The 12,322-nt window shown below is 43.8% G+C and carries 12 protein-coding genes; 6 read left to right on the plus strand and 6 right to left on the minus strand.

The window, feature by feature from the left end:
• Nucleotides 1–138 precede the first annotated feature (138 nt).
• Nucleotides 139–624 (plus strand): GNAT family N-acetyltransferase, encoded by a 486-nt coding sequence (locus tag ACHUFI_RS09610; protein WP_394248528.1) that lies wholly within the window; start codon nucleotides 139–141, stop codon nucleotides 622–624.
• Between the two features lie 89 nt (nucleotides 625–713).
• Here the strand turns inward: ACHUFI_RS09610 and nifW are convergent, their stop codons facing one another.
• On the minus strand, nucleotides 714–989 hold the full coding sequence (nifW, locus tag ACHUFI_RS09615; protein WP_394248530.1) for a nitrogenase-stabilizing/protective NifW family protein: 276 nt from the start codon (nucleotides 987–989) through the stop codon (nucleotides 714–716).
• Nucleotides 990–1,168: 179 nt separating this feature from the next.
• Between nifW and ACHUFI_RS09620 the strand changes: the two genes are divergently transcribed.
• Nucleotides 1,169–1,918: a substrate-binding periplasmic protein gene (locus ACHUFI_RS09620; protein WP_394248532.1), complete on the plus strand. Its 750-nt coding sequence runs from the start codon at nucleotides 1,169–1,171 to the stop codon at nucleotides 1,916–1,918.
• Between the two features lie 57 nt (nucleotides 1,919–1,975).
• On the opposite strand, the gene ACHUFI_RS09625 is transcribed toward ACHUFI_RS09620, so the two are convergent.
• Nucleotides 1,976–2,824: a sterol desaturase family protein gene (locus ACHUFI_RS09625; protein WP_394248534.1), complete on the minus strand. Its 849-nt coding sequence runs from the start codon at nucleotides 2,822–2,824 to the stop codon at nucleotides 1,976–1,978.
• 13 nt (nucleotides 2,825–2,837) lie between these two features.
• Nucleotides 2,838–3,851, minus strand: coding sequence for a DUF2804 domain-containing protein (locus ACHUFI_RS09630; RefSeq protein WP_394248536.1), 1,014 nt, complete (start codon nucleotides 3,849–3,851; stop codon nucleotides 2,838–2,840).
• A 127-nt stretch (nucleotides 3,852–3,978) separates the two neighbouring features.
• Between ACHUFI_RS09630 and ACHUFI_RS09635 the strand changes: the two genes are divergently transcribed.
• The 3 genes from ACHUFI_RS09635 (at nucleotide 3,979) to ACHUFI_RS09645 (ending at nucleotide 5,860) form a co-directional block, all read left to right on the plus strand.
• Nucleotides 3,979–5,019, plus strand: a complete 1,041-nt coding sequence (locus ACHUFI_RS09635) for an AraC family transcriptional regulator (protein ID WP_394248538.1) — start codon at nucleotides 3,979–3,981, stop codon at nucleotides 5,017–5,019.
• A 120-nt stretch (nucleotides 5,020–5,139) separates the two neighbouring features.
• Nucleotides 5,140–5,475: a zinc ribbon domain-containing protein YjdM gene (locus ACHUFI_RS09640; RefSeq protein WP_394248540.1), complete on the plus strand. Its 336-nt coding sequence runs from the start codon at nucleotides 5,140–5,142 to the stop codon at nucleotides 5,473–5,475.
• 136 nt (nucleotides 5,476–5,611) lie between these two features.
• Nucleotides 5,612–5,860, plus strand: a complete 249-nt coding sequence (locus ACHUFI_RS09645; RefSeq protein WP_394248542.1) for a DUF3297 family protein — start codon at nucleotides 5,612–5,614, stop codon at nucleotides 5,858–5,860.
• 142 nt (nucleotides 5,861–6,002) lie between these two features.
• On the opposite strand, the gene ACHUFI_RS09650 is transcribed toward ACHUFI_RS09645, so the two are convergent.
• Both ACHUFI_RS09650 and ACHUFI_RS09655 read right to left on the minus strand, forming a co-directional pair.
• Nucleotides 6,003–8,654 carry a cellulose-binding domain-containing protein gene (locus ACHUFI_RS09650; protein WP_394248544.1) on the minus strand — a complete coding sequence of 884 codons (2,652 nt, stop codon included), beginning with the start codon at nucleotides 8,652–8,654 and terminating at the stop codon, nucleotides 6,003–6,005.
• A gap of 722 nt (nucleotides 8,655–9,376) precedes the next feature.
• Nucleotides 9,377–10,321, minus strand: a complete 945-nt coding sequence (locus ACHUFI_RS09655; protein WP_394248546.1) for an alpha/beta fold hydrolase — start codon at nucleotides 10,319–10,321, stop codon at nucleotides 9,377–9,379.
• Nucleotides 10,322–10,485: 164 nt separating this feature from the next.
• Here ACHUFI_RS09655 and ACHUFI_RS09660 point away from each other — a divergent pair, with 164 nt between their 5' ends.
• On the plus strand, nucleotides 10,486–11,205 hold the full coding sequence (locus tag ACHUFI_RS09660) for a helix-turn-helix transcriptional regulator (protein WP_394248548.1): 720 nt from the start codon (nucleotides 10,486–10,488) through the stop codon (nucleotides 11,203–11,205).
• 66 nt (nucleotides 11,206–11,271) lie between these two features.
• On the opposite strand, the gene ACHUFI_RS09665 is transcribed toward ACHUFI_RS09660, so the two are convergent.
• Nucleotides 11,272–12,297: a methionine synthase gene (locus ACHUFI_RS09665; protein ID WP_394248550.1), complete on the minus strand. Its 1,026-nt coding sequence runs from the start codon at nucleotides 12,295–12,297 to the stop codon at nucleotides 11,272–11,274.
• Nucleotides 12,298–12,322 lie beyond the last annotated feature (25 nt).

Consider the following 12,322-nt stretch of genomic DNA (forward strand, 5'->3'; position numbering starts at 1 on the left):
GATTGAGGGACCAAGTCACAGTTCATTGATGCAAGGTGACCACGGAGAGAAAACTGCGGCAATGAACAGGTTTTTAATATTGCGTAGGGTTTAGAAACTCAATTACTATGCAATATTAGTCATTCAAAGGATAGTGAAATGATGAAACCTAGCTTACAAGGAATGAAAGTCGAGCTTAAGTGTTTGCGCACTGCGGATGCCCAAGATCTATTTGAAATCTATGGGAATGAAGCGACAATGGAATTTGCGTCGGATGAAGTATTTGAATCGATAGACACGGTTCATGAGATGCTAGAAAGCGTATCCGAAATGGAGGCGTCGGGTGACGCTTTGGAGTGGGCGATTGAATGTAAGATCGAAAACAAAGTCGTTGGCACTTGTGGGCTGCATACTTTTAGTCTGTGTGGCCGGGAATGTGAAATAGGTTGCCTAGTGAACTCCCAGTTTTGGCGACAAGGCTATATGTCGGAAGCATTACCATTGCTACTTGAATACGCTAAATCTCAGGGTATTAAAAAATTGCTCGCTGATATTGATTCGCCAAATTATCGCTCGATAGGTCTGTTTGCTAAAAATGGTTTTCAGCAAAGACGAGATGGTAAATACTATCTGCTGTTAGAGTAAATGGACGATTTATGCAGTGGTGTGATGCGCCACTGCGTGGCTTCCCCTTTTATCATTCTTACTTATAAAGTAACGGCTTTCCTATTTTCTTATCGACGCTGACAGGATGTGCATCCTCTGCATGCGGAACGCGTGTGTTTATCCAGTCGACTACGCTGAATTTTGCAGTATGCATTTTTGAGTGCGCGTCGCCCCGAGAACCAGTCATCAGGCTTTTCAAGCAGTAAATAGCCATTAAAGCGTTTTACTAGCTGCGTACGATATTCATCGATAAAACGACTATCAAAACCTATTTCGAAGTAATCGAGAGCTTGTTCGATAGAGGTAAAAGACTCAATGGTGCGTTGAAGTTCGGATTTACTCATGTGCTGCTACTAAATGCTGGGTGTGAGCGTATTCTATGAGAGCCGAACTGAAGATATGTTGATATCAATAAAGGTTTAGACGAATTGTGTGGGTTTTGTAGCGGCATGTTTTCGTAAGCTCTTGGGATTTCATCTAAACTTAGGCTACTTAATCATCGATATTGGATATAAGGAGTGGTATGACGGTGAAGGTACTGTTCTATTGCGTGTTACTGCTGTTTACGGCTCCAACCGTTGCTGCATTGAAGTTAGTGACTCTTGAATACCCGCCCTATATCGAAACCCGTACCGGTGAAATAGATGGCTTGGCCGTTCGGGTAGTGCGCAGTGTTTTTGCTCAACTGTCGACTCCAATTGAAATCGAAGTCTTGCCGTGGGGGAGAGCCATTAGTTATATCGAAAATGGTCAAGCTGATGGGATCTTCACGGCTTTTAAAACGCCAGAAAGAGAGACGTTTGCTGATTACAGTAATGAAGTGTTGTTTGACCAAAACATTCGGATGATTCGGCTAAGTTCCTCTTTACTTCATTGGAATCAAAATGAAATAGAACGCTGGAGCGTGTGTGTTGTCAGTAATGTGAGTTACGGCAACTGGCTAGACAGCATGATTAAACAGGATAAATTTCGCCAAGTTTTTCGAGTCTCTAACCAAGAGCAGTGCGTAAGAATGTTATTGTCTGGTCGCGCGGATTATTGGGTAAGCAATGAATATGGTGCTAAAAGCATTGCTGCCGATCTTCAGGTACTGGCTAACCTCCATTTTGTCGACCCTCCGATAGAATCAACGCCCAGTTATATCGCTTTTACAAAACGCCGGACGCACAGCCAACTTATCAGCGACATTGATGAAATCCTCAAATCGATGAAAGAAGACGGGCGTTATCAGAAAATCATCGAAGGCTACCTAGAGCAAAAACAAGCTCAATAAGGGGGGACTTGGTTTTGCATCAATTTTATTCAAAAAAACCTATGCCTAATACGAAACCTAGTCGGATGGTGGTGAAAGTAACCGTTTCATTTTTCCGCTAAATGTAAGATCTTTACTCTGTATGTCTTGCCATATTGTTTTCCATTCTTGGAACGTTACCGTTATCGGGTTAAAACTGTTGACGGGTTTCGTTACCCCGTAGCGCACAGTTTCTCTCTCAGGTTCATAGGTTCCAAACATTTTGTCCCAAATAATGAGTACGCCAGCGTAGTTCTTATCGATGTATTGTGGGTTTACTCCATGATGAACGCGATGGTGAGAAGGGGTGTTAAAGATATACTCAAGAGGGCCTAAATGACGTACCCATTGTGTATGGACAAAGAACTGTAGGCCAAGGTTCAATAACACGACGAATACCACCCATTTAGGTTCAAAACCAATAATGACTAACGGCACCCAAAACATCCACATACCGGCAATTGGATACATCAAGCTTTGGCGAAATGCGGTGCTGAAATTCATACTTTCAGAGCTGTGGTGAGTGACGTGGGCGGCCCACATCCAGCGAATGCGGTGACTCGCTCTATGAAACCAGTAATAAAAGAAATCCTGCAGCACGATAAGCACAAGAAATGCGAGAGCCCCCATTTCGATATCAAGCATCTTCCAATCGAATAACCAAAAGTAGAGTTTGAGAACAAGTAAGCCGGTAACTAAGTCAGTGGCTTGATGCATCCCAGCTAAAGAAAAATTACACAACACTTCGGGGAGTCGATAGCTAGAATTGCTTGGTAAACGCCCCTGTTTTTGGCCGATGAAGTACTCGGCAAACATGCAAACAACAAACAATGGCGCGAGTACCAATAACAGGTATTCAGGATGGTTGATGATTGAATCGATGTTCATGATTATTCCCTTATTACCAACGTGCGAAGTGATCTTCAGTAAGGCCGATGACATTTTCTAGCTGGTGGATGATGCCTTGGTGGTCTTTAATCGAGCCATTGAAATAACCAATGAACTGCCTGAAGTTACTTTTTAGAAGCCACAAGTTCAGCTTTTCAGAGCGTTTATTGAGTGGAGAAAACGTCAGCCGGACTCGTCCGTCTGTTGAATGTATTTGCCACGCTTGTTCGGTATCGGTGCGGCTAAAATTGAAGTGGACTGGTCCAAGTAGAAATCGAACGCCATCAACCCAAAGGGCATTTTCGCACCCACCGGTTTCGTTTACCCCCGCCGCCAGATTAAGCCCGAAAGGGACGCCATTAATATAGGTGTTAATACTCGCCCATCGCCAGCTGGTTTCTCGCCTCATATAACCGCAAGAAAAGTCGTAACCGCCCGTGGCAGAAGCAAGGTCGACGTCATTATCGTGAACGACTAAGTTTCCACTGAGTGCCAGGGCATTATGCTTTTGTGTATATGTCCAACCTGAGTAGCCCGTTGGGCTGCACATCGCCATTGGCTGGCTAGTGGGTTTAGGATTCAGTTGGATATTTGCTTTGACGTTTTTCGTATTTAAGTGAAGCTTCCATTGTCCGTTTGCAATCGAGAACATAACTTGGCGGCGGGCAATTTCAGTTGCGCCATTATAGGGAGAGTTAGTCGTCGCCATATCGAGACTTAAAGGCCGCAGCCAAGAGTTCTCTTCTAACACGTTACTGTTTCGATCGTAGAGATAACAAAAAGCAGAACCTAGGTAGCGAATGTCCGCAATTGCTGCGCCAACAATAAAATCTTCCGTAACGATACTGACGAACTGAAATTGTTTGTAGTGGAAATGTTTTTGCCAAGGAAGCACCCTTTTATCCATGCTGTTTCGATAATCGAACTGGGCACTATTGATTGTTTTAGGGATGCCGTCAAAATGCCCTATGGCGGGATGACCTTTTTCATCAATTAAATGTGTGGGAGCAGGTATCGTCATTATCATAGGTGTGAATTTCACATTAACTTAACAATTAGAACTATTTTGTGCCTAGATAAGGCAAAATGGGAGGTCATATTCGGACATAATCCGCATCTCATTCACCTTTTTGTCTACTTTGAGGGAGATACTCTTGGAAGTTCTCGCACAGTATTTGCCAACCGAGCATAAGCACCAACTTGGGGCGATGGATGCCGTTTTGTTACTGGAAGCCATTGAGCAAAGAGGGGTAGATATCAATCGGCTGCTAGCAGAAGTAGGGTTAGGTTCAAGTTCAAGCAAACACACTGGGAAATATGACCAGTGGTCCTACGCAGATAAGTTTGTTTTGTTTAAATACGTCAAACGACTTTATCCCAATGATGCATTAGGCCTAATGCTAGGTCAGCATGCGACGCTAAGTCATTTCGGAGTACTTGGATATGCATTGTCGACCAGCTTAAACGTACTAGAAGCGATAAAATCGGGCTTTAAGTATTTGCAACTGAATGGGCCAATTTTCTCTGTAAAGGTGGTGTCAGATGAGCATGAAGCCGCGATTGTGATTGAGAATACGCTAGATATAGGCGACTTGCTTCCTTTTTGTTGTGAGTATTTTTTCAGCTCTATTGCCACGCTATATCAAGAATTGACAGGGGATCCGTTGGTAGCAACACGGCTTTTATTACCTTATCAAAAACCGAATTATGGCGATGAGTATCGTGGGCGATTTCGATGTCCGGTGGATTTTTCTCAGGCTAGTTGCGAGCTTCGTTTTGATGTCGCGGTATTAGATCAGCCTTTGCCCACTCATGATGCCTCCACATTGAAGCGTTATTTGTCTTCTTGTGAGTCGATTATTGAAACTCTTGATTCTAAGTACGTACTGACCAATCAAATAAAGACAATGTTTTATCAAACGGTAGGGAATTTCCCTAGCATTGAACAAGTCGCCAGAGACTATGGGTGCTCGTCACGTACTTTAAGGAGAGAACTGGCGGAGCATGAGACCAGTTATCAAGTATTGTTAGATGAAGTGCGTACAGAACTCGCCAAAGAGTTTCTAATTGCTACGACGATGAGTATTGAAGACATTGGGGAAAAGTTAGGGTACAAAGAGCCCGCTAATTTTAGACGAGCATTTAAGCGTTGGTTGAATAAGACACCAAGCCAGTTTAGGGCTCAATTAGCTTGATTATTGGTTGGTCATTGAGTGAGTGTATTAAGGTAAACCGCGCTGTCTAAAAATCTCCTCGCATCTAACTATTTAACCGATTACCATAGCGTTATATTCCAACTAACTAAGTGTGTATCTATGTCTTACCCTCCTTGTCCTGCCTGCCAATCTGAATACGTTTATGCCGATCAAAACCATTTAATTTGCCCAGAATGCGCACATGAATGGAATCCGCAAGAACTCGCGGAAGATGAAGCGTTGAACATTAAAGATGCGAATGGAACATTATTGGCGGAAGGGGATAAGGTGACATTAGCGAAAGACTTAAAAGTGAAAGGAAGTTCGCTGATTCTCAAGATCGGCACCAAAGCCGTGGTGCGCCGGATCGTCGAAGGTAAAGACCATCAACTCGATTGCAAAATAGATGGCGCAGGTGAAATGATGGTGACCGCTAAGTTTGTGAAAAAAGCGTAGTGACCATTAGAGTAATCATGTGAATCTTTAAAACGGGTGTAATTGTAACCCTCATAAAATGTGTGTTTTCAGTTCTTGAGCGTAGGTCCGATATTCACTACAATGACGCACTTTTTATTAAATTCAGATGAATATTATGACAGACGCTAAATCTCAACCAGCATTACCAGATCGCCTAGCAGGCAACCCACGTAGCCCACACCACGTGGCTGAGTGTTTCGAACACCAAATCGGTATTCGCTTAAACGGTAAAGAGCGTTTTGACGTTGAAGAGTACTGCATCAGCGAAGGTTGGGTAAAAATCCCTTCTCCTAAAGCACTGGATCGTCGCGGTCAGCCAATGCTAATTACTCTGAAAGGAACAGTAGAAGCGTTCTACATTTAATTGTTCTTTCACTGAAAGTTTATAAGGGCTTAGAGTTATCTAAGCCCTTTTTTATTAGAGCCTCAGAGCTCACTTGTAGATAACAAAAGGCTCCCAAATAGGGAGCCTTTTTAGCTAAGGAGAGAGTTCCCTCTGTTAGCTGCTATGGTTTGTTAACACCTAGTGTTTTTAACACAAGATCGAAGTTAGCACGACGCTCTTTCACTGCGTGTACTTCACCACTAATTGGACAATGGCTATCTGGACAACCACGGTTCACGATACCTGAAACCGCATCGATAAACTCAGTTCCCTGTAGGCCACCATCCACATACTTCTTCAACTCAGCATGGTAGTTCCAATATGCGTATGGACCACCTTCATCGTTGTATGTCTGTACTGATGATACCCAGTAGAATAGACCCGCAATCCACTTGATCTCTCTATTCTCTTCCGAGCTACAAATTAGCCCTGGGTTTGAACAGAAATCTAGGTCAGCATATAGAGGGTTTGCTGGTGGCGCTTCTACAACCGTTCCATTCACAGTGGTTCCGATAGTTTCTGGATCGACGTGAGAACGGCCCATAAAGTGGTTTAACGTACCGAAGTTTTGACGACCTGTGGTTTGAATAACACCACGGCCCCACCAACCACAGCCTTCTACAGTACCGGTGGTATCGCTACCATCCCAGATGAATTTACCCGCTTTCTGGCCTTCGTAGATTTTACATTCACCACGTTCCCAGACTTGCTTAGTAGCATCAATACTTGTTGGTACTTCCATACAGTGACCATCATTTGTCCAGCGACCAACATTACCGTTAACCAGTAGGCCTTTCTCTGCTAGTACAGAGTCTGGTGCTGCAAAAATAGGAGCTGGTGCGCCATACCATTTTGCGTTAGTTAATGCGCTCACTTCCATTTTCGGGTCACGAGGACAAGAGTATGGATGATCTACACCAGTGTTAGGATCCATACCGTAATCTGCGTATTTCTGACCTAACTGACCACAACTTGCTGTCATTGGGTAGTTAACTGGTGCACCGTATCTAACTTCAGACCAGTTGTTCTCATCACACGCATTGTATCGAATGGTTTCTTGCATACTTTGAGACAAGAAAGCGGCGATAGCGACTTTAGCGTAAAGCGTGTTTGTCGCATCGTCTGCTGTCTCATCAAGAAGCCAGAACGTATTACCCGCTACACCAACATTGTGCATAGAGTTCAAGCCGGCTAGGAAGTCTGCCCATTTGTATACAGTAGATGGTGCCCACTGCGATTGAGCTACTTCATAGAGGAAGGCTTGATTGTTCATTGCGCTTTCAGCGCTCGCTAACTCAGCATTTAATGATGGGAGCTTAGTTAGCGGACCATTTTGGATACTTTCACCAACATAATACAAAGGTACAGTTTCAGCTTGGTAACGCGCAATTTTCGTAGTTAGATCGGCACTATCCGTATCGAACAAAATAGCGAAGATGTTGCTGTGCGCAGCTTTACGGATATGACGGTCACCTGAAGTGTTACCCAAGAAATAACTAGCGGCTTGAGAAGTAGGAACCGAAGAAAGTAGAGCCGGCGTCTTAATATGGTCAGAAACTTGTTTAACGTACTCTAACGCATAGTGCCACTGTTCTTCAGTGAGTGCTGTAGTGGTCGCGGACTTAGTGAACGCGATAAAATCCGCTTTATTGGCAGAATCAGCCTTGTACAGCTCAAAAGTCGACAGTAAATCTGAAGAAGCTCCCGAAGCTGCGTTCCATACTGCTCGTTTCCCTGAATGAGTGTTGTAAGCGAAGTCACCAATGCTTAATGTCCAACCAAAGGTTGCCTGAGGAGCCAAAGCTGAAATAACAAGGTTGTGTGCTTGTGCCCAGCCTTTAACATCATCAGTGAGGCTGTTAATGGTGTTAGCATCAATCTGGCTATGTGTGCCTGTTGAAGCGACTGCAGCTGTTAGCGCTTGTTTAACCGAGACTGTGCCTAAAGCAGCACCTTTATCGGCGGTAGCGACATCTAATACATCACTGTTGAGAATGATAGACGTAGAGCCCGCAGCATCAGCTGATTGAATCAAAGCAACAAAAGCATCGGTAAGTTTGGTAACGTCTGCAAGATCTTGGCTATTCAGCACATTAACTGTCACGGTAGATGGCGCATCTAAAGTTGCAGGGCCTGCTACAACAAAATTACTTGGCCAACCGCTCACTTCTAGGCGCACTGGGTCGAGAGGGTTTGGTAGAGAGAGTGCTGTCGAACCGCCACCAGAAGATGAACCGCCACAATCTAGGTGATGTCCCCAGCTACTATCGCTTCCCGGAATTGATGATGTCCACCAGTTTGCTTTGTAAGCCACATTGTCATTGACCATAACGTCGCCGCCGGTTGCATGGTCACCTTGTGTCCAATTTGGATACACATTAAATTCAGCACATGCACCAGTGCCCGGAGTTGGATCTGGTGTTGGCGTTGGGTCTGGATCGGGTGTCGGAGTTGGATCTGGATCCGGCGTAGGGTCTGGGTCAGGTGTTGGAGTCGGATCCGGGTCTGGCGTTGGATCAGGAGTAGGGTCTGGATCTGGAGTAGGTGTCGTTCCACTGACTAGTTTCCATGGTGAGTCCCATTCATTCGCATAGCTATCTGTTGGGCTTTGCCCTGCGTTGACCCACCATTTGGCCTCATAGGTGTTCCCATCAACGGTTACTTGAGTTCCGCCAGAGTAGGATTGAGTTGAATCATAAGGCTCAGCAGCGAATAAGTTGCCGCTTAAAACAATACACGCCAAAGAGGCTGCTATCTTGTTCATCCTAAACATAAATCTACCTTTCAGTTAAATATTTTGTTGTCTTATTCCACGTGTTAATTAGGGCGATATTTTATAAATAATTGCCTAAAAATAAGTTAGCAGCTCTGGGCGGAATTATGTGGCAAATCATCGCTATTCATATTGTTATGCGGCAAATGTCACGTATAGATGGGCGTTATATTTAGCAGTTACTTAGTATCTAAAAATAACTTATGCGCTTATTTTCTTATTATTCTCTCTGATTTTTGAATTTGTGATATAACTCAGCGTACTGTGTTTGGAATTTCTGTGTGAATTAAAATGTAGAAATATTATCGCTTTGAAGATGAATGGGCTTTTATATGGGCTTGGGTAGGGTTTTATCTTGTCTGATTTTGGCTGTAAAGTTGAATTAATATATTTCATCTACTGATTACATATTAGTGATTCAAATTTAACGATGCGATACATCTATATATTTTTTGTATGAATCTGTTTTTGGTTTCATTTGGGTTAACTAAATATGGAAACAGTTTAACACTTTGACTAATTGCTTAGTGATTTATTGGTTATTTGAATTAGGGGCTAAACAGTAACTAGAATACGACCGCTAATCTTATCGATTTGAGATTGAGTTTTGTGAGACATCTATTAAAGCGATACGGGTGAAAATATAAATTTGGCTATTTCACCCATAACGCGAGTGTTATATTTTTAGAGCCAGTGAGCTTAGACCGGGCTGGGGGGCTCGATTAATCTCCAGATTGTCGGCTCAGCCAGTTAAGCATAACTTGGTTTGTCTCGTTCGGCATTTCTTGCTGTATCCAGTGTCCGCAATCTAGGCTGACGACATCTACATTCGGTACAAATTTAGACAAGCTTTCTGATTGAGGGATGGGATCTTGCAGACCATAAACCATAAGTGTGGGATGCTTGATTACGGGGTCAACGTCTCGTAACAAATGCCAATTCCGATCTAGGTTTCTATACCAATTGATACTTCCCGTGAACCCTGATGATTCAAACGATTCTACGAAAATGGCAAGTTCTACCTCACTCATTATCGGGCTTCCGTTTGGAACTGTGGAGTTAGCAAGGTCTATCATAACCATTCCTGTTTCAGGCTCTGATTTAGGAGTATTTTTCCGATATAAGTTATTGAGAAATTGATGGGTATTGTTCTCAAGAATTGCATCGGCGACTCCAGGCTGGCGATTGAAATGGACAAAGTAATAGTTTTCACCTAGAAATTGTTCCATCATCTCGAGCCAAGGAGTGGCTCCACGTTCTTGATACGGCAGGCTTAAATTTATTATTTTATTGACTCGATCTGGGTGTAATAAAGCCAACCCCCACACCACCATCGCTCCCCAATCATGCCCAACAAACGTCGAATTTTCATAACCGTAGTGATCTAGAAGTAATGCGAGATCGTTGGCAAGGTGGACAATATCGTAGCTTTCAACATCTGCTGGTTGAGATGATTTTCCATAGCCTCTTTGATTTGGGACGATGACATGATAACCCGCTTCGACAAGGCTCGGAATTTGGTACCTCCAGGAAAAAGCGTGCTCTGGCCAACCGTGGCAGAGTACGATGGGATTGCCACGGTTCTCTTGTCCTGCTTCAAACACTTCAAGCTCAACATTTTCGAGTTGAATCATTGTGGGTAACGGGAAGTCATTGAGATTGAACATAATTATGCCTTTTAATTTGTTAATAGTTTTATGTGAGTGGGATGCTGCTCTTTCAGAGAACGTCGATGCTGTTACAACTTTGCGAGAACAAAGCTGAAGTCGATGAGTAATTTATATAATCTAATGGTGCCAAATAGTGGCACCATTAAATGGTGAATTAGGAAATGAATATTCGTGTAAGGCATGAGGCGATCATCCGCAGCCTGCGTCGTAATGGGACGTTGACAGTTTCAGAGCTAGCGGCACAAGTTGGAGCGTCGCGTCGAACGGTGTTACGCGACCTGGCTGCATTAAGAGATGAAGGTTATGCGATTCATTCAGAGCCTGGTAGGGGCGGGGGGTTGCAATTGGACTCACGTTCCGTGCAAACGACCGTAAGGTTGTCTGTTGAGGAGGTTTTTGCACTTCTTGTCAGCGTGGCTACCATGTATGCAATTGGTGGGCTGCCCTTCTCGGGGGCCGCAAACAGTGCTCTTACGAAAATAGAAAAGTCTCTACCGTCTGACAAGCTTCATGATTTACGACGTTTACTCGATTGCTTGTTTGTTGGAAAAATTGCACCTCAAGTGGATATTTCAAATATGCAGGAGATGGATTCTGAGTTACTGCATGTTTTTGAAAAGGCTTTCTTACAGCGATTACATCTTAAATTTGAATATGTTGATGCGAAAGGTGAGCAGTCCCATCGAGCGGTAGAGCCTCAAGCGATGCTTATTTTGCCGCCGTTATGGTATTTGGTTGCATGGGATCCAATGAGAGATGACTTCAGACATTTTAGAATGGATCGCATTAAGCATCCTGAAGTTATCGAAGGAACATCTTTTATGAGAAGGCAGGTGCCATTCGACGAACATGTGTCTCCGCTACGAAACTTAGCTCGTTGAATTTAGTGAAGGTGATAGTGTTGAAAATAAGAAAGTGGCCACAAAAGCCACTTTCATGCGTCTATATTATGCGAGTTCTTTCCGAACGAGTTCAGCCCCAGCACTTAGCGCGTTTAGCTTAGCGTTCGCAACTTCACGGGGCAGTGGAGCCATACCACAGTTAGTGCTTGGGTAGAGCTTGTCTGCATCTACAAATTTAAGTGCTTGCTTTAAAGTAGCGGCAACTTCCTCAGGAGTCTCGATTTCATGAGTAGCGACATCAATTGCACCTACCATCACTTTTTTTCCGCGGATGAGTTCAAGCAGCTCAATTGGCACGCGTGAATTTTGACATTCTAGTGAGATAATATCGATATTCGACTCACGAAGCTTTGGGAACACTTCTTCATATTGACGCCACTCAGAGCCGAGCGATTTTTTCCAATCTGTGTTGGCTTTAATGCCGTAGCCATAACAAATATGGACTGCGGTTTCACACTTAAGCCCTTCAATTGCTCTTTCCAAGCAGGCAATTCCCCAGTCGTTTACCTCATCGAAAAAGACGTTGAATGCAGGTTCATCGAACTGAATAATATCGACGCCGGCTGCTTCGAGTTCTTTAGCTTCTTGGTTTAAGATTTTTGCAAATTCCCAAGCGAGCTTTTCGCGACTTTTGTAGTGATCATCATAGAGCGTGTCGATCATCGTCATAGGGCCAGGCAGTGCCCATTTGATTGGTTTATCGGTTTGTTGACGGAGAAATTTCGCATCTTCCACAAATACGGGCTTTTGACGGGTAACAGGACCGGTGACTGTCGGCACGCTTGCGTCGTAGCGATTTCGGATTCTGACAGTCTTTCGATTTTCGAAATCGACACCACTGAGGTGCTCAATGAACGTCGTGACAAAGTGTTGGCGAGTTTGTTCTCCATCACTAACAATATCGACGTTTGCGATTTCTTGTTCTTTGAGTGAAACACGGAGCGCATCTTTTTTGCCGTGGTTTAACTCTTCCCCTTGCAGTTTCCAAGGAGACCAAAGCGTTTCGGGTTGTGCAAGCCAAGAAGGTTTAGGTAAGCTTCCTGCCGTTGAAGTAGGTAATAGTGTTTTCATAGTATATGCCGCTATCGAATCTCGT

Source organism: Vibrio profundi (assembly GCF_043642225.1).
Lineage (GTDB): Bacteria > Pseudomonadota > Gammaproteobacteria > Enterobacterales > Vibrionaceae > Vibrio > Vibrio profundi_A.

What these genes read in the sequence shown, in the direction of transcription:
- ACHUFI_RS09610 (WP_394248528.1), top strand. Translation starts at nt 139, where the DNA reads ATGATGAAACCTAGCTTACAAGGAATGAAAGTCGAGCTTAAGTGTTTG.
- nifW (WP_394248530.1), bottom strand. Translation starts at nt 989, where the DNA reads ATGAGTAAATCCGAACTTCAACGCACCATTGAGTCTTTTACCTCTATC.
- ACHUFI_RS09620 (WP_394248532.1), top strand. Translation starts at nt 1,169, where the DNA reads ATGACGGTGAAGGTACTGTTCTATTGCGTGTTACTGCTGTTTACGGCT.
- ACHUFI_RS09625 (WP_394248534.1), bottom strand. Translation starts at nt 2,824, where the DNA reads ATGAACATCGATTCAATCATCAACCATCCTGAATACCTGTTATTGGTA.
- ACHUFI_RS09630 (WP_394248536.1), bottom strand. Translation starts at nt 3,851, where the DNA reads ATGATAATGACGATACCTGCTCCCACACATTTAATTGATGAAAAAGGT.
- ACHUFI_RS09640 (WP_394248540.1), top strand. Translation starts at nt 5,140, where the DNA reads ATGTCTTACCCTCCTTGTCCTGCCTGCCAATCTGAATACGTTTATGCC.
- ACHUFI_RS09645 (WP_394248542.1), top strand. Translation starts at nt 5,612, where the DNA reads ATGACAGACGCTAAATCTCAACCAGCATTACCAGATCGCCTAGCAGGC.
- ACHUFI_RS09650 (WP_394248544.1), bottom strand. Translation starts at nt 8,654, where the DNA reads ATGTTTAGGATGAACAAGATAGCAGCCTCTTTGGCGTGTATTGTTTTA.
- ACHUFI_RS09655 (WP_394248546.1), bottom strand. Translation starts at nt 10,321, where the DNA reads ATGTTCAATCTCAATGACTTCCCGTTACCCACAATGATTCAACTCGAA.
- ACHUFI_RS09660 (WP_394248548.1), top strand. Translation starts at nt 10,486, where the DNA reads ATGAATATTCGTGTAAGGCATGAGGCGATCATCCGCAGCCTGCGTCGT.
- ACHUFI_RS09665 (WP_394248550.1), bottom strand. Translation starts at nt 12,297, where the DNA reads ATGAAAACACTATTACCTACTTCAACGGCAGGAAGCTTACCTAAACCT.